The sequence below is a fragment of the Ruegeria sp. B32 genome, assembly GCF_025141855.1.
Lineage (GTDB): Bacteria > Pseudomonadota > Alphaproteobacteria > Rhodobacterales > Rhodobacteraceae > Ruegeria > Ruegeria arenilitoris.
The window spans coordinates 2,953,285-2,977,636 of the sequence record NZ_CP081106.1 but is presented as its reverse complement, the minus strand read 5'-3'; the positions used below and the strand labels follow the sequence as shown (position 1 = coordinate 2,977,636).

23 protein-coding genes are annotated in these 24,352 nt (G+C 62.2%); 12 read left to right on the top strand and 11 right to left on the bottom strand.

Annotated elements, in window-relative coordinates; all coding sequences use genetic code 11:
- Positions 1-2: 2 nt before the first annotated feature.
- The 4 genes from K3752_RS15085 to K3752_RS15070 all read right to left on the bottom strand — a co-directional run bounded on the left by K3752_RS15085 (position 3) and on the right by K3752_RS15070 (position 3,582).
- A complete protein-coding gene (locus tag K3752_RS15085) occupies positions 3-1,019 on the bottom strand; it encodes a DUF2955 domain-containing protein (RefSeq protein WP_260063674.1) in 1,017 nt (338 codons plus the stop codon).
- Complete coding sequence (locus tag K3752_RS15080; RefSeq protein WP_170364749.1) at positions 1,009-2,073, bottom strand: HlyD family secretion protein; 1,065 nt, start codon at positions 2,071-2,073, stop codon at positions 1,009-1,011. The genes K3752_RS15085 and K3752_RS15080 overlap by 11 nt, the downstream gene beginning before the upstream one ends.
- Positions 2,070-3,149, bottom strand: a complete 1,080-nt coding sequence (locus tag K3752_RS15075; protein ID WP_170360621.1) for an AI-2E family transporter — start codon at positions 3,147-3,149, stop codon at positions 2,070-2,072. The genes K3752_RS15080 and K3752_RS15075 overlap by 4 nt, the downstream gene beginning before the upstream one ends.
- A gap of 169 nt (positions 3,150-3,318) precedes the next feature.
- Complete coding sequence (locus K3752_RS15070; RefSeq protein WP_260063673.1) at positions 3,319-3,582, bottom strand: potassium channel family protein; 264 nt, start codon at positions 3,580-3,582, stop codon at positions 3,319-3,321.
- Between the two features lie 344 nt (positions 3,583-3,926).
- On the opposite strand from K3752_RS15070, the gene K3752_RS15065 reads away from it, so the two are divergent.
- Positions 3,927-6,476 carry an AsmA family protein gene (locus K3752_RS15065; RefSeq protein ID WP_260063672.1) on the top strand — a complete coding sequence of 850 codons (2,550 nt, stop codon included), beginning with the start codon at positions 3,927-3,929 and terminating at the stop codon, positions 6,474-6,476.
- Positions 6,477-6,545: 69 nt separating this feature from the next.
- Here K3752_RS15065 and K3752_RS15060 read toward each other — a convergent pair whose 3' ends face one another.
- Genes K3752_RS15060 through deoC form a run of 3 tightly spaced genes read right to left on the bottom strand, consistent with a single transcriptional unit; the run spans position 6,546 to position 10,726 of the window.
- Positions 6,546-7,355 carry an SDR family oxidoreductase gene (locus K3752_RS15060; protein ID WP_170419938.1) on the bottom strand — a complete coding sequence of 270 codons (810 nt, stop codon included), beginning with the start codon at positions 7,353-7,355 and terminating at the stop codon, positions 6,546-6,548.
- A gap of 27 nt (positions 7,356-7,382) precedes the next feature.
- Positions 7,383-9,716 carry an aldehyde dehydrogenase family protein gene (locus tag K3752_RS15055; RefSeq protein ID WP_260063671.1) on the bottom strand — a complete coding sequence of 778 codons (2,334 nt, stop codon included), beginning with the start codon at positions 9,714-9,716 and terminating at the stop codon, positions 7,383-7,385.
- An 11-nt stretch (positions 9,717-9,727) separates the two neighbouring features.
- Positions 9,728-10,726, bottom strand: a complete 999-nt coding sequence (gene deoC, locus K3752_RS15050; protein WP_260063670.1) for a deoxyribose-phosphate aldolase — start codon at positions 10,724-10,726, stop codon at positions 9,728-9,730.
- Positions 10,727-10,923: 197 nt separating this feature from the next.
- On the opposite strand from deoC, the gene K3752_RS15045 reads away from it, so the two are divergent.
- From K3752_RS15045 to K3752_RS15020, 6 genes are all read left to right on the top strand, one after another.
- Positions 10,924-11,877 carry a metal ABC transporter solute-binding protein, Zn/Mn family gene (locus tag K3752_RS15045; RefSeq protein WP_260063669.1) on the top strand — a complete coding sequence of 318 codons (954 nt, stop codon included), beginning with the start codon at positions 10,924-10,926 and terminating at the stop codon, positions 11,875-11,877.
- 2 nt (positions 11,878-11,879) lie between these two features.
- A complete protein-coding gene (locus tag K3752_RS15040) occupies positions 11,880-12,683 on the top strand; it encodes a metal ABC transporter ATP-binding protein (protein ID WP_311201678.1) in 804 nt (267 codons plus the stop codon).
- Positions 12,684-12,686: 3 nt separating this feature from the next.
- Complete coding sequence (locus K3752_RS15035) at positions 12,687-13,892, top strand: metal ABC transporter permease (RefSeq protein WP_260063668.1); 1,206 nt, start codon at positions 12,687-12,689, stop codon at positions 13,890-13,892.
- Positions 13,889-14,818, top strand: coding sequence for a metal ABC transporter permease (locus K3752_RS15030; RefSeq protein WP_170342049.1), 930 nt, complete (start codon positions 13,889-13,891; stop codon positions 14,816-14,818). Before K3752_RS15035 ends, K3752_RS15030 begins: the two co-directional genes overlap by 4 nt.
- Positions 14,819-15,100: 282 nt before the next feature.
- Positions 15,101-16,957 (top strand): DNA mismatch repair endonuclease MutL, encoded by a 1,857-nt coding sequence (gene mutL / locus K3752_RS15025; protein WP_260063667.1) that lies wholly within the window; start codon positions 15,101-15,103, stop codon positions 16,955-16,957.
- A gap of 57 nt (positions 16,958-17,014) precedes the next feature.
- Positions 17,015-18,253: a DNA recombination protein RmuC gene (locus K3752_RS15020; protein WP_260063666.1), complete on the top strand. Its 1,239-nt coding sequence runs from the start codon at positions 17,015-17,017 to the stop codon at positions 18,251-18,253.
- 3 nt (positions 18,254-18,256) lie between these two features.
- Here the strand turns inward: K3752_RS15020 and K3752_RS15015 are convergent, their stop codons facing one another.
- The 3 genes from K3752_RS15015 to K3752_RS15005 are packed head-to-tail and all read right to left on the bottom strand — an operon-like array spanning position 18,257 to position 20,035.
- Positions 18,257-18,661, bottom strand: coding sequence for a hypothetical protein (locus K3752_RS15015; protein ID WP_170444153.1), 405 nt, complete (start codon positions 18,659-18,661; stop codon positions 18,257-18,259).
- Between the two features lie 56 nt (positions 18,662-18,717).
- Positions 18,718-19,368 carry a ChrR family anti-sigma-E factor gene (locus tag K3752_RS15010; protein WP_260063665.1) on the bottom strand — a complete coding sequence of 217 codons (651 nt, stop codon included), beginning with the start codon at positions 19,366-19,368 and terminating at the stop codon, positions 18,718-18,720.
- 10 nt (positions 19,369-19,378) lie between these two features.
- On the bottom strand, positions 19,379-20,035 hold the full coding sequence (locus tag K3752_RS15005) for a sigma-70 family RNA polymerase sigma factor (RefSeq protein WP_260063664.1): 657 nt from the start codon (positions 20,033-20,035) through the stop codon (positions 19,379-19,381).
- 150 nt (positions 20,036-20,185) lie between these two features.
- Here K3752_RS15005 and K3752_RS15000 point away from each other — a divergent pair, with 150 nt between their 5' ends.
- The 5 genes from K3752_RS15000 (at position 20,186) to K3752_RS14980 (ending at position 23,129) form a co-directional block, all read left to right on the top strand.
- Positions 20,186-20,956: a DUF1365 domain-containing protein gene (locus K3752_RS15000; RefSeq protein WP_260063663.1), complete on the top strand. Its 771-nt coding sequence runs from the start codon at positions 20,186-20,188 to the stop codon at positions 20,954-20,956.
- 87 nt (positions 20,957-21,043) lie between these two features.
- Positions 21,044-21,361 carry a DUF3775 domain-containing protein gene (locus tag K3752_RS14995; protein ID WP_093964170.1) on the top strand — a complete coding sequence of 106 codons (318 nt, stop codon included), beginning with the start codon at positions 21,044-21,046 and terminating at the stop codon, positions 21,359-21,361.
- A 91-nt stretch (positions 21,362-21,452) separates the two neighbouring features.
- Positions 21,453-22,526, top strand: coding sequence for a hypothetical protein (locus tag K3752_RS14990; RefSeq protein ID WP_260063662.1), 1,074 nt, complete (start codon positions 21,453-21,455; stop codon positions 22,524-22,526).
- A gap of 121 nt (positions 22,527-22,647) precedes the next feature.
- On the top strand, positions 22,648-22,875 hold the full coding sequence (locus K3752_RS14985) for a DUF1127 domain-containing protein (protein ID WP_141138513.1): 228 nt from the start codon (positions 22,648-22,650) through the stop codon (positions 22,873-22,875).
- A 50-nt stretch (positions 22,876-22,925) separates the two neighbouring features.
- Positions 22,926-23,129: a DUF1127 domain-containing protein gene (locus K3752_RS14980; RefSeq protein WP_093964173.1), complete on the top strand. Its 204-nt coding sequence runs from the start codon at positions 22,926-22,928 to the stop codon at positions 23,127-23,129.
- Positions 23,130-23,209: 80 nt separating this feature from the next.
- Here K3752_RS14980 and K3752_RS14975 read toward each other — a convergent pair whose 3' ends face one another.
- Positions 23,210-24,352: a saccharopine dehydrogenase family protein gene (locus K3752_RS14975; protein ID WP_260063661.1), complete on the bottom strand. Its 1,143-nt coding sequence runs from the start codon at positions 24,350-24,352 to the stop codon at positions 23,210-23,212.

The window sequence follows — 24,352 nt, the reverse complement described above, 5'->3', positions numbered from 1 at the left end:
AGTCATGCATTCACCGGGTTTTCGCGTTTCTTTTCCGGCCAGAACTCATCCACGACCACGTAGGCTATGATGACGAACAGGGCCGCGCTTGCGACTTGCAGAACGCGAGTGATGCTTTTGACATCGGCCTCGTCCGAAAACGGTGAAATCGACCCGCCGTAGACAATCAGGACCGTCGTCAGGGCCGATCCGGCGGCGGCGGCCAGCGGGATCTGGGATTTGCCGAGCGCGCCCAGCGTCACACAGGCGAAAAAGCACAGCAGGATCGGCGTGAGAATGACCGGCGCGATTACGTTGACTTCGTAGCAGATGATGGACGCAGCTGCGCCGAGCAGGTTTGCCGTCAGCATCGCCTTGGCCACGGCTTTGCCGGCGGCAGGCATCGCAGCGAGCTGCTGGCTGAGAAGAGCCACAAAGAACAGAACCAGCAGGGCAGACGCCCCAGACACAAAAAATGCCAGGGCGAAAGGAACCGTGACAAGAGACATTCTGACGATGCGCCGATGCTTGTCAAAGTCAGCGGCGGATGCGGCTTTGCCCTGCGTGGCGTTCTGGGGGGCGGCCGGAATAAGCGTGAACATCAACGTCGATACGAAACCGGCAAACAACAGGTTCAGCGGGATCCAGAATACAAGCACCAGCGCCAGATCCGGAGATTGCAGAACGAGGTTGGGGATCATCAGCGCCCCCATCAGGGCGATGACGCCCGGCAGGACACCGGCGCCTGACACGGACCATATGAAGGACAGGATTATCCCGATCGCCACCAGTATCAGAAACACGACCGGATAGGGCGCGAAAACCGATGAGAGCAGGAAAGAAACGAACATCAACGCAATCGAGAAAACGAACAGTTTCGCAAACGCGGCCAGGGGCAACGCGGTAGGTGCCTGAAGGAAGAGCGCGGTGAACACCGCGCCAACAACCGCCAATGGCCACCCAAGGAAAAGCCCCAGAGAAAAGACGCCGGTCACACCCAGTGCAAGTCTGTAAACGGCGTTTCTGTCCTCAGTACGCATAAGAAAAGATCGAAACCAAACGAATGTATGTCCGACCGACCGCGTTCAGTATCCCGTTGTCGCTGAGGTACATGATGACATCCGCCTGACCGTTCAACTGAAACCTCAGGTCGTCTTCCGCGCTTCCGGCCTCGTAGCCCGGCAGTATGATGCGCACGGGAAACCGTTCAGGTTCACGCAGAAAGCCTTTGGTGCTCGGCGGGCTTGCCAATTGTCCGGGTGTGTCGCCGCCACTCAGCGAGACCGCCGCGCTGAAGCTTTCGATTTTGCCCGGGATGATCTGACCGGGGTGCATATCCAGCACGACATCCACCGGAGACCCGACGGTGGCGCGCCCCAGATTGTTCTCGGTGAAATACGCCTCGATCCACACGTCCGTCGCATCAAGAAACGTCAGCAGATCCTGGCCGGACCGGGCGTATGTGCCGGGTGCAATCAACAAGTTGGATATGACGCCCGTAGCCGGCGCGCGCAGTTCGGTCCATTCCAGATTGAGCTCGGCATCGGCCAAAGCCGCCAAGGCACGTTGGATTTTGGGATTCTCATTCCCTTCGTCCCCAAGCCTTTGCTTGGCCTTCTCCAGATCTGCTTTGGCGTTTTCATAGTTCGCCTCGGACTCGGCCAGCTGGCCTCGGGCATCGTCGGCTTTCGAGATGGCAATCAGCCCTTTCTTCTCGAGCGCGAAGACCCGCTCCGTCTGAATGCGCATCGTATCCAGATCGCTCTGCGCGCGGGCCAACTTGGCTTGCGCCGCACTTACCTCGGCTGAGGATGCGCCGACCTCCTGAGTGGCCGCCTCAAGGTCGGCCTGGGCTCGGTCGCGATCAATCTCGTAGGGTCTCGGGTCGATCCGAACCAGCAGATCGCCGGCCGAGACGACCTGCCCGTTTTCTACCAATACCTCGATCACGGTTCCCGTGACCTGCGGAACGATTTGGGTCGCCACGGCCTTTACCCGTGCGTTCCCGGTGAACGGCGTCTTGCGGTCGGCAACCAGATACCAGATGAGGAAGATGAGAATGACGGCCAGTGTCGTCCAGATCGTCTTCCTCATTTTGCGGCTCCCTCGGCGGTGTCATCGGTCGCTGGTGAGGCGTCGATCCAGACCTTGAACAACTCGTAGAAGACGGCGAACAAGACCGGACCCATGAAGATGCCGATCAGGCCATAGGCCATCATCCCGCCCAGCACCCCGATGAGGATCACGAGCATCGGGGTCTCCAGGCCTTTTGAAATGAAAACCGGCCGCAGGAAGCTGTCCATTATGCTGACGGGAATGGCCAGAACGGTGAAGATCAGCGCCGCACCGCCGGACATGGAACTCCATGCATAGATGACCAGCGGCAGAAGAACGAGGCCGGGGCCGATCTGGATGATCGAGAGGATCAGGCAGATGAACGCCAGCGTCGCGGCCGAGGATATCCCGAACAGCGCCAACAGGACCCAGACAACGACGGCCTGAATGGCGGCAACCCCGATTACTCCCTTGGTGACGTTCCGGATCGTGGCCCCAGCCAGAGTGACGAATTCGCCGCCGCGTGGCGCAAAGACGCGGTTGGCAAAGCGCTGAAGGCCCTGCACCAGATCCGGTCCGGGGCTGAACAGGGCGCCCATGATCAACACCGACAGCGCAAGGCCGAGAAGCCCGATTCCGATCCCCAGGACTTTGCCAAAGAGCGATTTGGTGATCTCGAGGATTTGCGGGCCGTATTTTGCAAGCGCACCATCCAAGTTCCGTTCGAACATGCCCCAGGCATCGGCAAGCTTGGCGCCGACCAGAGGCAGATCCTTCAGGCCTTCCGGCGCCGGCGGTATCTTCAATTCGCCCTTGTCAGCCTGCTCGGCGAACTCGGACCCCAGTTCCGCAGCCCCTGACACCGCCGTTGCGACCGGCCCCAATGTGAGAACCAGACCCAGCAGAACCAGGATCGTCGTTGCCAGCTTCTTCCGTCCTCCCAGCTTGGACTGAAGCCAATCGAAGGCCGGATAAAGCGCAACGCAAAGGATTGTGGCCCAGATGACCACGCTTGCAAGCGGGGCGACCATGACCAAGGCGCTGTATAAGAACAGCCCGAGAAACAGCAACCTTATCGCAAGGTCGACAATCTTTGCGTCCTGAGTCTTTTCCATTCCATCCCCCTGGTATGTTTTTCCATATGTTACACTCAAAAAAGCAAATATGTATATTTTTTGAGCATTTAGGGGATGCCCGGCAGTGCGGTGGTTGACTCAGCCCCCAATTTGCAAGCGGATCGTGGGGCGCAAAGCACGCGGCTGCTCACCTTGCCAGAGCCTATTTTTACGAGGTCTCATCCTCTTGGGACAGGATCGTGTCGGCCACGGTCGTGGCGGCGGTGACAAAGATACCCAGACCCACGATTATGTACGCCATCGTAAAGATCTTGCCCGCAGCGGTTTCAGGAGAAAAGTCGCCAAAACCCACGGTCGAGATCGTCACTACGGAAAAATAGACGGAGTCCAACCAGCTCCACCCCTCGACAAAATGGTAGAACACGGACGCCCAAAGGATCATTCCGACGGTGAAGGCGAGTATGCCTTTCACTCTGCCGTCCTTGAAAGCGACACCTATCCCACGCGTTATTCTGGTTAGTGAATTCATCATGCCCTCATTCGCAAAAGAATTCACGTATAGCAGTAATTGGATGATTGTGTGAATCCAAAGGGTGAGTTGGCCCGGGCAACGGTGATCTCGTGGCCTCGGAAGGCGCGCGAAACATGTATTCCATTAACATGATGGATAAATGCTCTAGGGTAATCACATGCTGAATCGGGACGCTGAGGGATAACGTGCGAATAATTGTCAAAGGTGTCTTGATCTGTTGCGCGGTCGCGCTTGTGGTTTTTTCCGCGGCGTGGTTGTTTCTGTCGTCCGCTTTGTTTTCGTCGGTGCGGACCAGTTTCGTTGAGAACCTGATCTCAAAAAAGCTGGGTCAGCCGGTCTTGATTGAGGATGAGGTGCGTTTGGGCCTTGGCCGTCAGTTGCAGGTATCAGCAGCTGGACTGGTTCTGCCCGCGACGCCCAAGACCGAGGCGGATCTGGCAGCGATTGATCAGATCGAGTTCGACGTATCTGCACGGGACCTGTGGAACAGCAAGCTGTCGGTGAGCAATCTTTCAGTGTCGGGGGTTCATCTGAACTTGATCAAAGACGAAGAAGGCGTGACCAACTGGCAGTCCTTTTCGCGCGCCGGGGTCGAAACCGACAAGACTGCGGAACGCCCGACCCAACCTTTGGCCGGTATCCTGACGGATCGCACAATCGACCTCAAGGATGTCACCGTACTCTATCAGAACGACCTGAACGGCATTGGACTGGACTTGCAGCTTCCAGAACTGGTTTTGCAGCGCGATGCCGAAACCGATGTTGCCTCGGCGGTCGGAACGGGGTCGCTCAACGGTCAGAGTTTTGACTTGAAGGGCACGTTCCCGCCCCAGGACCCGTTCCAAGTGGCATGGAACTTTGATCAGATTTCGGTCGAAGCCCAACAGATTCCTGTGGAGACCGGCCTTCAGGTCAAGGCGACCCTCGAGGTCGATCAGTTGGGTCAACTGCTCGATGTCTTGAAACTCAACCGCGTGTTGGAGGGTTCGGGCAATGTTGGTGCAACATTCAAACTGGCAGACGGCGTCGCACGGGTTGATGACCTGTCTGTTCTGGCCGAGCTGGATGGTGGCCAAAGCCTTTCCGTCACCGGACAAATCGGGAAATTGGGCAATCCGGAAGATGTTTCTCTGACGACCCGCATTCGCCTGTATCCTGAGGATGCCGAGCCGGCTCCGGCTGCCTCGCGGTATGACCTCAAGCTTATTGCTGTGGATATGGTCATCGACAGTGTCCCGGGACAGGTCCCGCAACGGCAGATGGTCATCAAGACGAACGGTTTCACGCTGGACACCTCTGGTGAGGGCCCGCCGCCGATCAAATTCTCCGAGCTTGCCAGAACGCCCGAAGGCGCCCTGAGCGTGGGCAACATCAATTTGAGGATCGGAAACCCCGCCGATCCGTTTATCATTCTGACCGGTTCGGTCGAGGATGCGTTGCAGTTGCAGGGCGTATCCGCCGAGGGTTTGATTGATATTCCGGCAAGCAGTCTGATCTCGCCCGAACTTCTGGGCCCCGATGACCAGCTGGGCAGGTTTTCGGGAAACTTTCATTTGAACGGAAACATCGAACAACTTGCTTTGACCAATCTGGATGGTCAGACAAGCGAAACCGAGGTCTGGAACCTGGAGGTGCACGGGTCCGTAGAAAATGTCCTCAAGTTCGAGAATCTGGATCTGGCAATCGACGTGGATGTTCCGTCGGGCGCAGATCTTCTGAAGGCCTTGTCGCTGGAGCCGGTGGACACCGGTCGGGCCCATCTTGAAATCGACCTGGTAAGTGAAGGCACCGATTGGAATGCCAACGCCAATGTCGAGGTTTCCGAGTCGGTCTTGAAAATCGCGGCGGATCTTGATGACGCAACAAGCGATCCCGTGCTGCAGGGGTCGATCGAGAGCGATCTGATAAAAATCGATCAAATCCGGACCATCGTTCAGGCGGCCGCCCAACTGCGCAAGATAGGTGGTTCACCGCCGGAGCAGGAAGATGCCGAGCAAGGCGACGGTGACACAGGTCCGTTGAGGGATGTGACCCTCAAACCCATCGGGCGGGCCATTTTGCTGTCGGGTGTGAATGTAGATGTCGACATAGACCTGCGTCACATTGAGGGTGCCAAGGGCATCAGCAGCCTGCAGAGCGAACTGACTCTGGACGAAAACGAGCTACGGGCCGGACCTCTGAAGTTTGAATACGGAGGTGGTCATTTCGACGTCAGCGGGCAAATGGATCTTTCGAATGAGGCGCATCTGCTGACCCTGACCGGAAAGGCGGGCGGATGGCAGTTGGATGACCTTCTGCAAAACCTGAACTTCAAGAAAGGCGCCAGCGGCACGGTGTACGCAGATTTCTCGGTTACGGGGGGCACGGATACCGTCAAGCAATTCGTCGGCAGCATGAGTGGCAATGCCACGGTTTCAATTCGCGACGGTTCGATCGAAACCCAGCTTCTGGATCTAGCCGGGCTGGGTATTCTTCCGTGGGTATTTACCAAAGAAAAACAGAAAGTGGCGCCAATCGTGTGCCTGCGCGCTCCGATCAGCATTTCCAACGGAAAAATTGAGACGAAACAGACGACGCTGGAAACAGATCATGTTCAGGTCGTTGTCTTTGGCGCTGTCGACCTGACGGACAAGGTGTTGGACCTGAACATCCAGCCAAGAAAGATTGGCGAGCCACTTGCGCGCAGCCCGTGGCCAGTGACCCTGAGGGGCGCGCTCGCTGAGCCCAAGGTCAAAGTCAAGGATGGTCCGAAAAGGCTGAAGCGGTCGGATGGTGCAGACCAGATGCCGGCACAAAGAAAGCTCTGCATCCCGGATATCCTGCAGTTGCAGTAGGGGCGGTTTGCCAAGCGGCCACGGCCCTGCCTGTGTTCGGCAAGGCCGGCCAAGCCTTTCGGACGCGGATCACCCCTTTTTCATGCTGCGCAGCATCTGCCCCATCATCTGGCCGAACTGACCCGAGCCGCGCTGATACAGCGCCCCGTCCACGGCCAGAACCGTACCGCTGACATAGCTGGCCATGTCCGAGGCCAGGAACAGACAGGCGTTGGCCACGTCCTGAGGCGTGCCCCAGCGGCCCAGCGGCACGTCTCGGCGCAGCTGCTCGCCCGCGTCGGGGGTGGGGGCCAGACGCTTGGCGCCCTCGGTGCCCTCGATGAAACCCGGCACCACCGAGTTCACCCGGATGCCTTCCACGCCCCATTCCATCGACAGGGTGCGGGTGATCTGATCGACACCCGCCTTGGCCGCGCAGACATGGGCCTGGCCCTCGTAGGGCAGGTAAGATTGCGGGGCCGAAATGTTGATGATGTTGCCGCCGGGCCGTTTCAGATAGGGATAGGCGCCTTTCAGCACATGCACAGTACCCATCAGGTCGATCTCGACCACGGTGCGGAAGGCGTTGACCGACATCTCCGCCATCAGCGCCGGGAAGTTGCCCGCCGCCCCCGAAACCAGCACGTCGAAATCACCGAGCGCCGCGTGGAACTGTTCCAGCCCCGCGGCGACCGCCTCGGCATCACGCACGTCGAAGGCCGCGCCGATGGTCTCGGCCGCGCCGGCTGCCTTCAGCGCGGCGATGGTGTCGTCCACCTTCTCCTGCGAGCGGCTGGCCACGGCCAGTTTGGCGCCCGAGGCCGCGAAGGCCTCGGCGATGCCCCGATTGATACCGCTGGTCCCGCCGATGACGATGACCGTCTTTCCTGCAAAGTCCATGTAGAGCCTCCCGCTTTGGAAGGGGCCCTACTCGCCGTAGGGCACCCAGATGTTCTTGATCTCGGTCGCAGCCTGCAGGAAGCGGCGGGTGTGGTCCATGCCCCAATCGATTGCCGTCGCGTTATTGACCCAGGTCCGTTTCAGGTTCCCGGCCGAGACGACCTCGATCTGCGCTGACAGGTCCGACGACGAGAAGGACCAGACCGCATCCACGTTCAGATGCGAGGCCAGCGGTTTGGCCAGTTCCTCATGACTGCCGGTCAGGATGTTGACCACGCCTGCGGGCACGTCCGAGGTGTCCAGTACCTGATAGAAATCGGTCGCCGCCAGCGGATAGGGCTCGGACGCCACCAGAACCACCCGGTTGCCCATCGCGATCGCCGGGGCCATGGCCGAGACCAGACCCAGCAGCGGCGCTTCGTCAGCGCAAAGCGCGCCGATCACGCCCACCGGTTCCTTCATCGCAATCGCCACGCCCCGGATCGGAACGCCATGCACCTGGCCGTCGTACTTGTCGGCCCAGGCGGCTGCAGTGAACAGGCGCTGGATCGCGGCGTCGACCTCTTTCGTACCGTCCTTGCGGCCGGTCATCGCGTCGATGCGATGCGCGAACTCGTCGGCGCGGGCCGAGAGGTTCTCACCGATGTAATACAGGATCTGCGCGCGCAGATGGCCGGTTGTTTTCGACCAGCCCGCCGCGCCTGCCGCGGCCTCGACCGCGTTGCGCACGTCCTTGCGGTTGGCCAGACCCACATGGCCCAACAGCCCCGCCTTGCCCCAGACCGCGCGGGAATAGCCGCCATCCGGCCGGGCCTGCTTGCCGCCGACATAGAGCTTGGCGGTACGGTCGATTGGGTCAACCGGGCCGCCTTCGCCCACGACGGGTTCGATTTTCGCCAGCGGCTTGGTCTTGCCCTTGGGCTTGGTATAGGCACTCAGCCCTTCCCAGCCACCTTCGCGGCCAAAACCGCTTTCGCGCACGCCGCCAAAGCCCACGGCCGCGTCGAACAGGTTGGTGGCATTGACCCAGACCACGCCCGCGACCAGCTTGGGCGCGATGTCCAGCGCAAGGTTGACGTTCTCGGTCCAGACCGTGGCCGCCAGTCCGTAGCGGGTGTTGTTGGCCAGCTCGACCGCCTCGGCCGGGGTACGGAAGGTCGACGAGACCAGAACCGGGCCGAATATCTCCTCCTGCATCAGCGGGTCCGAGGTCTCGAGTCCGGTGATCAGCGTCGGCGGGTAGTAGCAGCCATTCGATGGCAACTCACAGGCGGGCTGGTAAACCTGGCCTACCGCGTTGCCCTCGACCATCGAGGTGATGGTCTGCAGCTGCACCGGGTCCACCACGGCGCCCACGTCGATGCATTTGTCCAGCGGGTTGCCGATGCGCAGCGTGTCCATGCGGGCGCGCAGCTTGGCATAGAACCGCTCGGCGATGCCCTCCTGCACCAGCAGGCGCGAGCCCGCGCAGCAGACCTGGCCCTGGTTGAACCAGATCGCATCGACCAGACCTTCGATGGCACTGTCGACATCGGCGTCGTCAAAGACGATATAGGGCGACTTGCCGCCCAGCTCGAGCGTGAGGGCCTTGCCCGACCCGGCGGTGGCCTCGCGGATGCGGCGCCCCACGATCGTCGAGCCGGTAAAGGCGATCTTGTCCACGTCTGCCTTCACGATCATCTCGCCCACCGCGCCGTCGCCGGTGACGATGTTGACCACGCCTTTGGGCAGACCGGCCTGCATGCAGATATCGGCGAACAGCAGCGCCGTCAGCGATGTGTATTCGGCGGGCTTCAGAACCACCGTGTTGCCCATGGCCAGCGCCGGGGCCACCTTCCACGCCAGCATCAGCAGCGGGAAGTTCCACGGGATGATCTGGCCGCAGACCCCCAGCGCCTGTGCGTCGGGCAGCTCGGTTTCCATCAGCTGGGCCATACCCGCGTGATAGTAGAAATGCCGCTGCACCAGAGGAATGTCGATGTCGCGCGATTCACGGATCGGCTTGCCGTTGTCGAGCGTCTCCAGCACCGCGAACAGGCGGGCGTGTTTCTGGATCAGCCGCGCGATGGCATAGAGGTAGCGGGCGCGGGCCGGGCCGCCCAGCTTTTCCCATTTGGGTTGCGCCTTGCGGGCGGCAGCGACGGCGGCATCCACATCGGCCTGCGTGGCCTGGGTCAGCTTGGCCAGAACCTCGCCCGTGGCCGGGTTGCGGCTTTCAAATCCTTTGCCGGGCTTGGTAAAGGCGCCGTCGATGAAATGGCCGAACTTGTCGCCCTGATCGACCAGCCATGCCAGGGCCTCGGCGGCACTTTCCGGGGCGGGTCCGTATTCCATGGTCTCGAAAATCTCTTTGACTGTCATTGTTCCTGTCCTCAGCCCATCGGGTGCCGGTAACCGGCCGAGTATGCCCCGGTGACGAAATGTTCCAACTGCCGCTCGATATCGCCCAGCAGGGACGACGCGCCGAACCGGAACAGGTCGGGCTGCAGCCAGCGGTCGCCCAGCTCGTCCTTGATCAGCGACAGGTAGACCAGCGCATCCTTGGCCTTGGAAATCCCGCCGGCGGGCTTGTAGCCCACACGATAGCCGGTGCGGTCATAGTAGTCACGGATCGCGCGGATCATGACCAGCGACACGGGCAGGGTGGCGTTGACGCTTTCCTTGCCGGTCGAGGTTTTGATGAAATCGGCCCCCGCCATCATGCAGATAAGCGAGGCACGCGCCACGTTGCGCAGGCTGCCCAGCTCGCCGGTGGCGAGGATGGCCTTTACATGCGCCTCGCCGCAGGCTGCGCGGAACGCCTTCATCTCGTCATACAGCGCCTGCCAGTTGTCCTGCAGCACATGGCGGCGCGAGATCACGATGTCGATCTCCTCGGCCCCGGCCTTCACGCTCTCCTCAATCTCGGCCACGCGCAGGTGAAAGGGCGACAGGCCCGCCGGAAAGCCCGTGGACACGGCTGCGACCGGAATGCCGGTGCCTGTCAGCGCATCCACCGCGGTTTCGATCATGTCGTGATAGACGCAGACCGCGCCGGTGGTAATCGGCGGCATGTCAAGCGCCCTCAGCAGGGCGGGTGACACGGGCTGGCGGGCCTTGGCGCACAGGCGGCGCACGCGGCCCTCGGTGTCATCGCCCGACAGGGTGGTCAGGTCGATCATGGTGATCGCCTTCAGCAGCCAGGCGGCCTGATGCTCTTTCTTGACCGACCGGCGTCCGGGCAGGGTCGCGGCGCGGCGCTCGATGGCCGAGGTGTTGGCCTGCACGGCGCGCACCCAGTCGAGGTCCAGACCCATGCCGGGGTTTCGGGGCTCGGTCACTTGCGGCAGATGCGCGGTGCGCACGGGGCTTTCTGAGCTCTGCGTATCCATTGTCACGTCCTTTGGGAGGTTTGCGCCAAAATCGCACGGGAAACGGCCAAAGGAAAGGCAAACTGGACGCCTTTGGCCACTTTTTTGACCAAATGGACAAATCCGGCTTTTTCTTGCGAGTAATTCGCAACACGGTTGACTTAGTTGCGAATGGTTCGCATATTCATTCTCAACTGGTACTCGGAACGAGGTCACATATGATTCGCCGCAGTTTTCTTTTTGCCCTTGCTCTTGGTGCCGCGCTGCCCTTGGCGGCGTGGGCCGAGGCGCCGCTGAAGGTCGTGGCGACGACCGGAATGATTGCGGACGCCGTGCAGCAGGTCGGCGGTGATCAGGTCGAAGTCAAAGGGCTGATGGGTCCCGGAGTCGACCCGCACGGCTATCGCCAGACCCGCAGCGATATCGTTGCCGCGACAAGGGCCGACCTGGTCTTGTGGCACGGCTTGTATCTTGAGGCGCAGATGGAAGACTTCTTCCACGACCTCGGGCGCAAACGCAAAGTCGTTGCCGTGGCGGATGCCATCGACAAGTCTAAACTGCGTGCACATGCCGACTATGCCGACAAATACGATCCGCATGTGTGGATGAGCCCGGTCTTGTGGAAAGACGTCGTGGTCGAGGTGCAAAAGGCGCTGACCGACGTGCGGCCGGACTCCGCCGCTTATTTCGCCGCCAACGCCCAGCGTTTTCTGGCTGAAATCGACCAGTTGGACGCTTATGGGAAAAAGGTGCTGACCCAGGTGCCCGAAGACAACCGGGTGCTGGTCACCGCCCATGACGCCTTTGCCTATTTCGGCGAGGAATTCGGGTTCGAAGTGTTGGGGATACAGGGTATCTCGACCCAGTCCGAGGCGGGGCTGAACCGGATCGGAGAATTGGTCAACACTTTGGTCGCGCGCAACCTGACCGCCGTCTTCGTTGAAAGCTCGGTCTCGGATCGGTCGATGCGGGCGTTGATCGAGGGTGCGGCGGCGAAGGGTCATACCGTCTCGGTCGGGGGTGAGTTGTATTCGGACGCCATGGGCGAGCCGGGCACCTACGAGGGCACCTATATCGGGATGCTGGATCACAACATCACGGTCATTGCACGGGGCCTGGGTGCGGATGTGCCCGAACGCGGCATGTCCGGCAAGCTGTCGGCGGGGTTCTGACCATGTTGGAGCTTGCGGCTGGCAAATCGTCATCAAGCGGGGACCTGACGGTGCAGGACAGCCCGCTTGTGATCCGGGGGATGACGGTATCCTACGGTCAGAAACCGGCCATTTTCTCGGTAGACATGACGGTGCAACCCGGGGCCATGACGGCCATCATCGGACCGAACGGCGCTGGCAAATCGACGCTGCTCAAGGCGGCGCTGGGTATCGTCAAGCCGCTGTCGGGCCAGGTGCTGGTGTTCGGCAAGGCGTTAGACCGGCAGCGGGCCCGTATCGCCTATGTTCCGCAGCGCGCCAGCGTCGATTGGGATTTCCCGACGCGGGTCATCGACGTGGTCCTGATGGGCCTGTCGCGGGAACTGGGCTTGCTGGGCCGGGTCCGGATGCGACACATGGCCCACGCGATGGAGTGCCTGCATCGGGTCGGGATGCATGAGTTTGCGGATCGCCAGATCGGCCAGCTTTCGGGTGGTCAGCAGCAACGGGTGTTTCTGGCGCGCGCACTTGCTCAGGATGCCGATCTGTACCTGCTGGATGAACCGTTTGCCGGGGTCGATGCCGCCACCGAAAAAGCCATCATCTCGGTCCTCAAATCCCTAAAGGAAGCCGGCAAGACGGTGGTCGTGGTCCACCATGACCTTGCTACGGTCACGGATTATTTCGACCACGTGTTCCTGATCAATACCCGCAAGGTCGCCGAGGGCCCGGTGGAGCAGGCCTTTACCGCCGAGACTCTTCAGGCCGCCTACGGGGGGCGGCTTGCCACCGCCCAGATCAACCAGATCTCGGGCACTGCGGGCTGACACATGCTGTGGGACGCACTGACCCTGCAATTGGGGTACAACGCCACCTTGGTTGCCATCGGCGCCACGCTGCTTGGGTTTTCGGCTGGCGTGACAGGCACCTTCCTGTTTCTGCGCAAGCGGGCGCTGGTCAGTGACGCCATCAGCCACGCGACCCTTCCGGGCGTCTGCATCGCCTTCATGGTGCTGGTGGCGCTGGGCGGAACCGGGCGAAACCTGATCGGACTGCTGTCCGGCTCCGCGATTTCGGCCGCCGTGGGCCTTTTGTGCATGAACTGGCTGATCCGCCGCACCCGTCTGGCCGAGGACGCGGCGATCGGGGCGGTCCTGTCGGTATTCTTCGGCTTTGGTATCGTTCTGCTGACAGTCATCCAGACCATGGGGGTGGGCCGACAGGCCGGGCTTGAGGGGTTCTTGCTGGGCTCGACGGCCGGTATGCTGTGGTCCGACGCTCTGATCATCGCGATCGGCGGCGCTGCAACGCTGCTGCTCGTCATGATCATCCGCCGCCCCATGATGATGGTGGCGTTCGATTCCGAATACGCGGCCGCCTTGGGGCTGCCAGTGCATCGCATCGACCTTGCGATGATGGGGCTTGTCATGGCGGTCACGGTTGTCGGGCTGAAGATCGTCGGATTGATCCTGATCGTGGCTTTGCTGATCATACCCGCCGTCACGGCGCGGTTCTGGTCGGACCGGTCCGACCATGTGGTGCTGTTGTCTGGGGTCATCGGCGGGTTGTCGGGCTATCTGGGTGCGGCGGTGTCCGCCTCAGCGCCCAACTTGCCGACCGGACCGATCATCGTCCTGTTCAGCTTTGGCTTCTTTGTTGTATCTCTGTTTCTTGCTCCGGTGCGCGGCGTGTTGGCCGCGATCGTGCGGCATCTGCGGTTCCAGCGGCGGGTTCACATCCGTCAGGGGTTGCTGGCGCTTGCGCAAGGCCAGAACATCTATGAGTCCTACACTTTGCGCCTGCTGCGTCGGGCTGGACTGGCCCGGCCCGACGGGGTGGCTACGGATGCGGGCAGAGCGCAGGCGGCCAAGGCGCTGCGCGACGAGAAACGCTGGGAAATCGTACGCGCCGACAATGCGCACGAGGCAGCCGCTGCCCTGTATGACGGGTTACGCGACATCGAAACCGTTCTGACCCGGGACCAGATCGACGACATTGACCGCCGCATCGGCGGACCACGGGAGGTTCGCCCATGAGCGGTGAAGAGTTTGTTCCCCTGTCCTTGACGCCGCTGCTGATCGGAACCTTTGCAGCCATCGCCTGCGCATTGCCCGGAAACTTCCTTGTACTCCGCAAACAGGCACTGATCGGCGACGCAATCAGTCATGTGGTTCTGCCCGGAATCGTCGTGGCCTTTCTCGTCACCGGCGCGATCTCGACCTGGCCGATGATGCTGGGCGCCGCCGGCGCGGCGGTTGTCGCCGTTGTGCTGATCGAGACCATCCGGAGGTTGGGCCAGATAGAACCGGGCGCCGCAATGGGCGTCGTATTCACCACTATGTTTGCTGGAGGGGTGCTGCTGTTGGAACAGACCGACACCTCGAGCGTTCATCTGGATGTCGAGCACGCACTCTATGGCAGCCTGGAAAGCCTGATCTGGCTCGACGCGACCGGCTGGTCCTCGCTGCTGGATCCGGTTGCGCTGGCCGGCCTGCCGCCCGAGCTTGCTCGGATCGCCCTGACCCTGGTGGGTGTCAGCCTGTTCGTCTGGCTGTTCTGGCGGCCGCTCAAGATCTCGACATTCGACGAAGGCTTTGCCCGGACGATCGGAATTCGAACCGGGGCGCTGGGAATGGCGCTGGTGATTGCGGCGGCGATTGCGGCCGTAGCCGCGTTTGATGCCGTCGGCTCGATCATCGTGATCGCAATGTTCATCTGCCCGCCGGCCGCCGCCCGGATGATGACCGACCGGCTTGAGACCCAGATTGCCTGGAGTGTTGTCTTCGCCATCCTGTCCGCCGTGTCCGGCTATATTCTTGCTGGGTATGGCCCGCTGTGGTTGGGCGGATCGGACGCCGTCAGTGCGGCCGGGATGATCGCCACAATGTCCGGCCTGATTCTGGCTGTCGCGGCCGTGTTTGGCCCCTGCCGGATGCGCGCTGCGGCGCCGGGTCCGGGCTGACCCGGCGTGTTCCCGCCACCCGCTCCGGTCGGTGATCGGCCAAACTTTGCCCACCAAACGGGGCAAGCGAACCTTAAGCAGATTTGTCCAACGCACCATGTTAGACACCGCGCCATTACACAGTTAATGACCACCACTCACCACGGATCGTCCGGGCAATCGTGAAACTTTTGGCAACCAATTCGGGTTGCGCATCTCGATTGGCCGGGCGATCCGACCCCCTATACCAAAGCAGCGTAAACCGGTGGCAGAATCGTGTGCGATTGTGCTAGGTCTAGCGGTATGGCGCAGGCAAACCCCAATATCAGCGAAAATCGCCCAGTAATCCGGCAACTCGACGAGGCCGCGATCAACCGCATCGCGGCCGGTGAAGTGGTCGAACGCCCCGCTTCCGCCGTCAAGGAACTGGTGGAAAACGCGATCGACGCAGGCGCGACCCGGATCGCCATCGACATCGCCGACGGCGGCAAAACCTTGATTCGCGTCACCGACGACGGGTGCGGCATCGCGCCCGAGGATCTGCCGCTGGCCCTGTCGCGCCACGCGACCTCCAAGATCGACGGGTCGGACCTGCTCAACATCCACACCTTCGGGTTCCGGGGCGAGGCGCTGCCCTCGCTTGGCGCGGTGGGGCGTCTGACCATCACCAGCCGCGCGCCGGGGACCGAGGCGGCCCAGATCCGCGTGGCTGGCGGCAAGATGGAGCCGGTGAAGCCCGCCGCCCTGCGCGCCGGCACCGTGGTCGAGCTGCGCGACCTGTTCTATGCCACGCCCGCGCGACTGAAATTCATGCGCACCGACCGGGCCGAGGCGCAGGCGATCTCGGACAAGGTCAAGCGGCTGGCCATGGCGGAACCCTCCATCACCTTCACCCTGCGCGATGTCTCGGGCGGGGGCGAGGGGCGCGTGGTGTTCCGCGCCGACCGTGAGAATGGAGACCTGTTCGACGCGCTGCACGCCCGGCTGGCCCGCATTCTGGGGCGCGAGTTTGCCGAGAATGCCTTGCAGATCGACGCCACCCGCGAGGGGATCCGGCTGTATGGCTATGCCGCGCTGCCGACCTATTCGCGCGGCGCGGCGGTGGCGCAATTCCTGTTCGTCAACGGCCGACCGGTGCGCGACAAGATGCTGACCGGGGCGCTGCGGGCGGCCTATTTCGATTTCCTTAGTCGTGACCGGCACCCGGCGGCGGCGCTGTTCATCGACTGCGAGCCCACCTTGGTGGATGTGAACGTGCACCCCGCGAAATCCGAGGTGCGGTTTCGCGATCCCGGCGTGGCGCGCGGGCTGATCGTCTCGAGCCTGCGGCACGCGCTGGCCGAGGCGGGGCACCGCGCCTCGACCACCGTGGCCAACGCAACGCTGGGTGCGATGCGGCCCGAGCCGGCCCCCGCGATACCCGCGCGGGTCTATCAGATGGACCGGCCCTTGCCCGCGGCGCGGGCCGTGGCCTATCAAGCGCAGGCGCCCGGCTTTGCCGATCTGGCCAATGCCTACAGCGGCAGCGTGGTCGAGCCCGTGGCCGAAGCCGAGCAGCCCGACCAGACCCCGCCCGAGCACCTACCCCTGGGGGCCGCGCGCGGGCAGGTGCATGAAAACTACATCATCGCCCAGACCGCCGACGGCATGGTGATCGTGGACCAGCACGCCGCGCATGAACGGCTGGTCTATGAGAAACTCAAGACACAGATGGCCGAGAACGGCGTGGCCGCGCAGGCGCTGCTGATCCCCGAGATCGTCGAACTGTCCGAGGGCGACTGCGCCCGCCTGCTCGCGGTGGCCGACGACCTGTCGCGCCTGGGCCTGACCATCGAGCCCTTCGGCGGCGGCGCGGTGGCGGTGCGCGAGACCCCGGCCATTTTGGGCGAGGTCAACGCGCGGGCGATGATCCTGGACATTCTGGACGAGCTGGCCGATCAGGGCGAAAGCCAGACGGTGCAGGCGCGGATCGAGGCGATCCTCAGCCGGGTGGCCTGTCATGGCTCGGTCCGCTCGGGCCGCCGGATGCGCGCCGAAGAGATGAACGCCCTGCTGCGCGAGATGGAGGCGACGCCCCATTCCGGCCAGTGCAACCACGGGCGGCCGACATATGTGGAACTGAAGCTGAGCGATATCGAACGGTTGTTCGGCCGCAGTTGATCCGGCCGCCGGTCGGCGGTAGAAAAGAAGAAACAAAACAAGAACGCGCAGGTTGAGATGATCGAGATTGCAGGCACCCCATATTCTTTGGAAGATCCCATGGTGATGGCCGCCCTGATCGGGGCGGGGGTGGTTCTGCTGATCCTCGTTCTGCTGTTTCTGGCCCTGCGCGCGGCCAACCGCTCGGCCCGGATGGCCGAGCCACTGGCGCAGCAGCTGGCCTATCTGGGCCAGCATGTGCAGCAGTTGGGGCAGGGGCAGGAGCAATTGCGCGGCGGGTTGCAGCATGTCTCGGACACGCAGGCCAATGCGCAGGTGCAGGTGATCCAGACGGTCGAGGCGCGGCTGTCGGCGGTGCAGCAGCACATGAACGACCGGCTGGCCGACAACGCCATGAAATCCGCCCGCGCGCTGGCCGAGATGCAGGAGCGGATGAAGGAAACCCTGCATGGGTCTTCGAAACAGACCGCGACCTCGCTGACCCAGTTGCAGGAACGGCTGGCCGCCATCGACAAGGCGCAGGACAACATCACCAAACTGTCGGGCGACGTGCTGTCGCTGCAGGACATCCTGTCGAACAAGCAGACCCGCGGCGCCTTCGGCGAGATCCAGTTGAACGACATCGTGTCCAAGGCGCTGCCCTCGGACAGCTATGTGCTGCAGGCGACCCTGTCGAACGGCAGACGCGCCGACTGCCTGATCCGCCTGCCCAACCCGCCGGGGCCCATCGTGATCGACAGCAAGTTCCCGCTGGAGGCCTATGAGGCGCTGGTGGGCGCGGGCAATGACATGGAGTTGAAGGCGGCGGTGCAGATGTTCCGCAGCACGGTGCGCAAGCACATCACCGACATCTCGACCAAGTACATCCTGGACGGTGAAACCGCCGACGGGGCGCTGATGTTCCTGCCCTCCGAGGCGGTCTATGCCGAACTGCACGCCAAGTTCCCCGAACTGGTGCAGGAGAGTTTCTCGAAACGGGTCTGGATCGTCTCGCCGACCACCTGCATGGCCACGTTGAATACGATGCGGGCGATCCTCAAGGACGCGAGGATGCGCGAACAGGCGGGCGCGATCCGCAAGGAACTGGGCCTGCTGCACAAGGATGTCGAGCGTCTGGGCGACCGGGTGGCCAATCTCGACCGGCATTTCGGGCAGGCGGCCAAGGATATCTCGGAAATCAAGATCAGCGCCGAAAAGGCCGGCAGGCGCGCGCAGCGGCTGGACAATTTCGATTTCGAGGAACTGGCCCCCGAAGACCGCGCCAACGTGGTGCCGCTGGGCAAGTCCGAGGGCTGAGGCCTACTGGATCGACAGGTCCAGATTGTAGCCGACGGTCTTGCCGGTATCGCGGTCGTTGCCCATCAGGTAGACGCGGATGGTATAGTCTCCGTCCTCGGGCAGGGTGATGCGGGCTGTGTTGCCGTTGACTGAGCCATTGTAGATCGCAACCCCGTCGCTGCCCGGCGGCAGGATGTTGAAATAGACTACGCCGCTGCCGTTGGTATCGCTGACCTGAAGCTCGGCAAACAATTCCTGCCTGCCTTTTGCACCCAGCACGTAGTCGAAATATTCATCACCCGTAATGGTGCCGTTGACCATCGTCCCGAAGTTTCCGGGCTGGAATCTCACCTCGGCTGTCCTTTGGGCCAAGGCGGGCAAGGCCACAACGGCAATGAACAGGGCTGCCAGAGCTTGTTTCAACATTCTGCATATCCTCCCGGTGATTCCCGGCTCCAAGCCTAGCACAACCGAGGGACGGTTCAGATTCGCAGGAAGGGCTGCACCAAACGTGGGATCAGGCTGTTGAACTTCAGCGGAGCGTCGGTCACCGCCAGGCAGATGCAATCCTCGGACATGTCGGCCACGGGCGTGTGTTCCAGATCCTCGTCTGCGATCTCGACATCGCCGCGGGCGAAATGATCCACCTCGTCGGAAAACGCGCCTTGCAGAACCATGGTCAGTTCCATGCCCTTGTGGCCGTGGTCCGGTACCGCCGCACCGGCCGGGATGAACAACAAACGCGCCGTAGCATCGCGCGAGGTTGGCAGAATGGCCTGCTTGACGCCCATGCCAATCGGCTTCCAGCGAATGCTGTGCACATCGCCGCCGACGTAATCCTGCAACGGTGCCGGCAGCACGTCGCATTTCGCGCGCGCGGGCTTGGGGGTCGGAGCACCCTGCGCGATCAGAGCCATTGTCGATGACAGGGCATCCGCGGACAAAGGTGCGGCTTCGACCTGGTCCTCAAGCATGTGTCCGCCCACCGCGTCATAACTCTCAGCGCGGGCGCGACAATGGTCGCACAGGGACAGGTGGGTCGCGACCATCAGGTCGAACGCTTCGGGCAGTGTGCCCGAGGCGTAGGCCATCAGCAGGTCGTCCGTCAGGTGATGTTTGATCTCTTTGCTCATCTCTATCATCTCAGTTCATCGCGTGGCGCAAGCGGTCCAGCGCCAGCCTAATTCTCGATTTGATGGTGCCCAACGGAAGCCCGGTCTGCGAAGCGATCTCGCGATGGCTCAGGTCACCAAAATACGCCTTCTCGATCAGTTCCCGCTGTGCCTCGGGCAATTGCAGCAGGGCCGTTTTCAGTTGCGCCGTTTCCTGTTGCAGCGCGATTACGTCTTCCTGTTCGGGTTCCGCTTCGGGACCCCATGTCAGTTCTTCCGGTTCAGGACGCCGCTGTTTGCGAATGGCGTCGATGCGTTTGTTCCGCGCGATAGTAAAGACCCATGTAGCCACGGTAGCCCGTGACGGATCAAACAGATGCGCCTTGTGCCACAAGGTGGCCATGACTTCCTGCGCGCACTCCTCGGCCAACGTCGCGTCCGAACCCGACCGGATCAGGAACGCTTTGACCCGAGGGGCAAAGTGTTGGAACAGCTCGGCAAACGCCGCCTGATCCTGCGACTGCCGGATGCGTTGGACGTGGGACACCCACTCGCATCTTGCCGCGCCATTATTCTTCGTGCAGTTCACCGACGATCCCTTGGTTCGTTTCGTGCCGCGCCCAGCCGGCCGCGCCGCCGGGGCGGTCGCGACATCGTCCGGAACAACGGTGTCCATCTCGGTAAACATAACTGTATTACGGTGCCGCACCCAAGTCGGATCACGCCTGCCCGAGATTTTTGATCCGGTCGCGCGTTTTTTTCGTATCATGATCATGGATGTTCGCTGAAAAACGCAGCCGATCCAGAATGTTGACCGCTAGAAAAGATCAGTCCGACCATGCCAGAAATCGACTTCGTTCCGGCCCATACCTTTCACGGAAGGAAAGGTGCCATCGAGAACGCCTTTCGCTACTCGGTCGACTACATCCTGCTGGATCCCGAACAGGCGGCGGAAACGCCCGCATTGTTTTCGGTAGATAGACCCAACCTCACCGGCTGGCGGACCCGCGATCATGGAGGTGTGCCTGGCGATGGTCGGGGTGCCCCGTGGCTCCGCGACAGTCTGCGGGCGATGCAAATCCCCCAACCCGCGCAGGTTCTGTTGCTGACCCAACCCCGGGTGCTGGGCCACGTATTCAACCCGGTCAGTTTCTGGTTTTGCCTGAATGACGCAGGCGCACTGTTTGCCGTGGTGGCCGAGGTCACCAACACTCATGGAACGCGGCACAGCTATGTCTGCCACAAGCCGGGGTTTGACGTGATCGCTCCTTCTGACCGGATTTGCGCGACCAAGGTCATGCATGTCTCGCCCTTTCAAAAGATCGAGGGCACCTACACTTTCCGGTTCGACCTGCGCCCGGATCGGGTCGGGGTTTGGATCGACTACGGCCGCGACGGGGGCGGTTTGATTGCTACGCTCACGGGCGTCCGGCAACCTCTCACCAATGGCGCGATCCTTCGTTCGCTGCTGCGACGCCCGTTTGGTGCGCGGCGGGCGGTTGCATTGATCCACTGGCAGGCGCTGAAACTGTGGATCAAGAAGGCCACTTTCCGACCGTTCCGCACCGCACCGGTGCCATCTCACCCCGTCTCGCGCCCGCACGAGTGACGATCTGCAGTTTGCGCAAGATCAAGGACGCAGGCGCGATGCAATGGTTGAGATGGACTTCAATTGCGGACAGAGGAGTTGAAACCAATGCTGGAAATCTCGCCAACCAAAGTCGCCCAGGTCGCCATGATGGGCCGCGAGCTGGATCGCGCCGAGGGCGAGCTGCGGGCTTTTATCGATCGCATGGACGAGGACGAGCAAGCCGAGTTGGTCGCGATCATGTGGATTGGACGTGAAAGCTTTTTCCCGGACGACCTCAGCGAGGCGATCGCTACGGCCAAGGCCGAGGCCTCGACGCCATGTGCCGATTACCTCATCGGCACGCCGCATCTGTCGGATCACCTTGAGAACGGGTTGGACGCGCTGGGCATCTCGGCCGAAGATGTCGAGAACGACCTGATGTAGACTTGGTCGCCCGCACGGTGTTTCTGCGCTATGCTCCGGGGCAGAGGGCGCCGTGTATTGCACAGCGCCCGGTCCACAGCAGGGGCGCCAGATGCCGCGTATGTTGAAGACGATATTGGTGTTGGCCCTTATGTCCGTTCCGGCGTGGCCGCAGCGTCCGGCGCTGGCCTGCACCGTTTGTCTGGCACTTCCCGAAAACTCTCTGGCCGACCGGTTGTTGTCTGCTTCGGTCATCGTTCTGGCCGCGCCCGCGCCCGACGACCCGTTCCGCTATGCACCCGTCGGGTTGCTGAAAGGCAGTTGGGACGAGGTTGCGGACCTCCCCCAGATACCGTTTCTGGTGGACAGCAGCACGCGGAATGCCCTGCGCGCCGATCCTGACCGGGTGGTCTTGATGATCTATGGCCCAGGCCGCCGGGACAAGGCCGGGCGCGCCTTTGATCAGTCCTGGACCAAGGGGTTTCTGATGACGCCGCAGCGGGCCGATTTTATTGCCGAGGTACAGGCGCAAGGCCAAGGCTGGCGGTTGGACGGATCCCGATCCGCCGAGCGCGCCGCGTTTTTCGCGGCCTATCTGAGTTCCGGTGACCGCTTGTTGCGGAACACCGCTCTCATCGAACTCCACCGGGCACCCTATGCGGCTGTGCGCGGCCTGCGCGACGCTGCTGCAACCCCGGATCTTTTGCGCGATTTGCGGAGCCTGAATCGCGTAGCCTATGCCCCGGCAACGATCCGGCTGCTGGGCCTGCAATCTGATCCGGCCGCGGCAGAGGCGGTGCGCACGGTCTATCCAAAGGCGGTCGCCACCGGAGGGTTCAACCTGCGCGAATGGGCGCTTGCCGGTATCGAAATCGACGGCGACCAAGCCCTGAATACGATCCAGGAGGCTCTGACCGCCAGCCCGCTTTCTCCAAAGGATCGCCAGGCGATCATCGCGGCGCTGATCGACGGCGGCGATGCGATGCCGGAACACCGCGGGAAGATCCTGGATATCTTTGTCGGTGAGATAGCGCGCGACCAAAGCACGGCCGGGCAGATCGCCCTGGCCACGCGCGATTGGGGGGATGATACGCTTGCCCCTGCGCTGCGGGCGCTTCTGGCTGACCCGCAGATCGACCCCGCCACCGCCTTCGCCATCCGAGTGGCCCTGCCATCCGGTCAGTGACCCCGCCAACCCTGACGTAAGGTTAACAAAGCTTAATCCGTTGGTCCGGAACCGTTAACGCGGCGTCCTTTTATCTGATGACAGTACTGCAATGCAGTTCGGATTTCAGGAGGACAAACCAATGGCAACCGCACAAACCACACAGTCGAACCACAGCCTGTTTCATGACCTTTTTGCAAAATACGCCGAGGCCAAGACCGAACGGTTTCGGAAGCAGATCTTTGCGAAGACGGTCCGTGACCTCGAACGCCTGAGCGACCAGCAGCTGCACGATATCGGCATCACCCGCTCAGACATCCCCCAAACGGCCTATCAGAGCGTCTATCAGCGCGCCGCGTTTACGCAGTAACCAGGGCCGCGCCCCAACAGGACACCGGCCAAACTGGGAGGAAACAGCCGATGCTCGACACAATGCAACCGACTCAACAACCCTGCCCATCCGCCAGCGCGCTGCTACTGTTCGATCGCGCCATGCGCATCCGGGCGGTCAAGGATGACATCGTACGCGCAGCGCAACATCTGAGTGGTCTGGATGACCGGCAGCTGTCCGAGCTTGGCATTAACCGCAGCGATCTTGAGGAAACGATCGAGCGCTACATCTGAACCACAGGCGCTGATCGATCGGTCGGTCACAATACCAGAAAAAGCCATTCCGGTGCGTCCGGAATGGCTTTTTGGTTGGTTCAGGCCAGGTGGTCGACCACCTGCAGGTGCTGTGCCAGCTTGTCGATCTCGGCCATCCAGGCCTGAACCAGTTTCGGATCGCTGGGCGCGGCATGGACACCGGCGGGAATGGCGCGGTCCTGCACCGCCTCGACCGCCAGCGAAACCGGGATCGACACCAGACGCGCCATCGCGCTGCCGCGCGCGTCGCCCCAGGCGTCCATCACGTAGGTCTTGTGCCAGACGGCCTTGCCATCCTTCTCGGCCTTCAGCCCGACACAGAGCACGACGCGGTCGGGCTCGCCCTCTTCATAGGCGTTCTCGGTCCAGAACTGGTCGGACATTTCCTTGAGCCTGGCATCGCCGTCTGGGCTTTCCAGCGTTTCGATCTCGCGGAACACGTCCGACCAGGCATCCGACCAGCCGTTCAGCCGCAGGGTGCCGCGGACGAACTCCTTGACCGGCCAGTGCTCCTCGAAATGGTACTGCTGCATGAAGGGGATCGAGTCGCGGTTCGGATAGACCTCGAAGCTTTCGGGCGTGGGAAGCGGCGCGACGTAGGTGCTGATCGCGTCCCAGGGCCGGGCCACGTCCAGCGGGGCATAGTCGCGGATCGACCGCGAGGGCGAACGCAGCGCCTTGAGCACACCCAAGGGCGACCAGCTGAACTTGTAGCGGAACGGGTTGGGGTTCTTGGGGATGCCGCCGCAATAGGAAATGAAGCTGAGGTGGTTTTCCGGGTCGAAGGCGTCGGACGCGCGGTAATCTTCCACCAGCGCATGGGCCATCAGGTGGTCGATGCCCGGGTCCAGCCCGACTTCGTTGACCAGCGCGACGCCGGCCTCGCGGGCTTTGTCGTTCAGCGCACGCATCTCGGGCGCGATGTAGGAGGACGAGACGAAATGCGCGCCTTTCGCGATCGCCAGTTCCGCCAGCGGCACGTGCCAGTCGCCCGGCAGCATCGAGACGATCACGTCGCCCTTTTCCAGCACCGCGCCCAAGGCGTCGATGTCGAAGGCCCGGATGTCGTCGGTCAGATCGCCGACCTCGGCGCGGGCCTTGTCGACGGTCCGGTTCCAGACGGTGACCTTGTGGCCGGCCTCGATCAGGCGGCGCAGGCCGGGGATGGCCGACAGGCCGGTGCCACACCAGTGAATCGTCAT

What these genes read in the sequence shown, in the direction of transcription:
- K3752_RS15085 (WP_260063674.1), bottom strand. Translation starts at nt 1,019, where the DNA reads ATGCGTACTGAGGACAGAAACGCCGTTTACAGACTTGCACTGGGTGTG.
- K3752_RS15080 (WP_170364749.1), bottom strand. Translation starts at nt 2,073, where the DNA reads ATGAGGAAGACGATCTGGACGACACTGGCCGTCATTCTCATCTTCCTC.
- K3752_RS15075 (WP_170360621.1), bottom strand. Translation starts at nt 3,149, where the DNA reads ATGGAAAAGACTCAGGACGCAAAGATTGTCGACCTTGCGATAAGGTTG.
- K3752_RS15060 (WP_170419938.1), bottom strand. Translation starts at nt 7,355, where the DNA reads ATGGACTTTGCAGGAAAGACGGTCATCGTCATCGGCGGGACCAGCGGT.
- K3752_RS15055 (WP_260063671.1), bottom strand. Translation starts at nt 9,716, where the DNA reads ATGACAGTCAAAGAGATTTTCGAGACCATGGAATACGGACCCGCCCCG.
- deoC (WP_260063670.1), bottom strand. Translation starts at nt 10,726, where the DNA reads ATGGATACGCAGAGCTCAGAAAGCCCCGTGCGCACCGCGCATCTGCCG.
- K3752_RS15045 (WP_260063669.1), top strand. Translation starts at nt 10,924, where the DNA reads ATGATTCGCCGCAGTTTTCTTTTTGCCCTTGCTCTTGGTGCCGCGCTG.
- K3752_RS15040 (WP_311201678.1), top strand. Translation starts at nt 11,880, where the DNA reads ATGTTGGAGCTTGCGGCTGGCAAATCGTCATCAAGCGGGGACCTGACG.
- K3752_RS15035 (WP_260063668.1), top strand. Translation starts at nt 12,687, where the DNA reads ATGCTGTGGGACGCACTGACCCTGCAATTGGGGTACAACGCCACCTTG.
- K3752_RS15030 (WP_170342049.1), top strand. Translation starts at nt 13,889, where the DNA reads ATGAGCGGTGAAGAGTTTGTTCCCCTGTCCTTGACGCCGCTGCTGATC.
- mutL (WP_260063667.1), top strand. Translation starts at nt 15,101, where the DNA reads ATGGCGCAGGCAAACCCCAATATCAGCGAAAATCGCCCAGTAATCCGG.
- K3752_RS15020 (WP_260063666.1), top strand. Translation starts at nt 17,015, where the DNA reads ATGATCGAGATTGCAGGCACCCCATATTCTTTGGAAGATCCCATGGTG.
- K3752_RS15015 (WP_170444153.1), bottom strand. Translation starts at nt 18,661, where the DNA reads ATGTTGAAACAAGCTCTGGCAGCCCTGTTCATTGCCGTTGTGGCCTTG.
- K3752_RS15010 (WP_260063665.1), bottom strand. Translation starts at nt 19,368, where the DNA reads ATGAGCAAAGAGATCAAACATCACCTGACGGACGACCTGCTGATGGCC.
- K3752_RS15005 (WP_260063664.1), bottom strand. Translation starts at nt 20,035, where the DNA reads ATGTTTACCGAGATGGACACCGTTGTTCCGGACGATGTCGCGACCGCC.
- K3752_RS15000 (WP_260063663.1), top strand. Translation starts at nt 20,186, where the DNA reads ATGCCAGAAATCGACTTCGTTCCGGCCCATACCTTTCACGGAAGGAAA.
- K3752_RS14995 (WP_093964170.1), top strand. Translation starts at nt 21,044, where the DNA reads ATGCTGGAAATCTCGCCAACCAAAGTCGCCCAGGTCGCCATGATGGGC.
- K3752_RS14990 (WP_260063662.1), top strand. Translation starts at nt 21,453, where the DNA reads ATGCCGCGTATGTTGAAGACGATATTGGTGTTGGCCCTTATGTCCGTT.
- K3752_RS14985 (WP_141138513.1), top strand. Translation starts at nt 22,648, where the DNA reads ATGGCAACCGCACAAACCACACAGTCGAACCACAGCCTGTTTCATGAC.
- K3752_RS14980 (WP_093964173.1), top strand. Translation starts at nt 22,926, where the DNA reads ATGCTCGACACAATGCAACCGACTCAACAACCCTGCCCATCCGCCAGC.
- K3752_RS14975 (WP_260063661.1), bottom strand. Translation starts at nt 24,352, where the DNA reads ATGACGATTCACTGGTGTGGCACCGGCCTGTCGGCCATCCCCGGCCTG.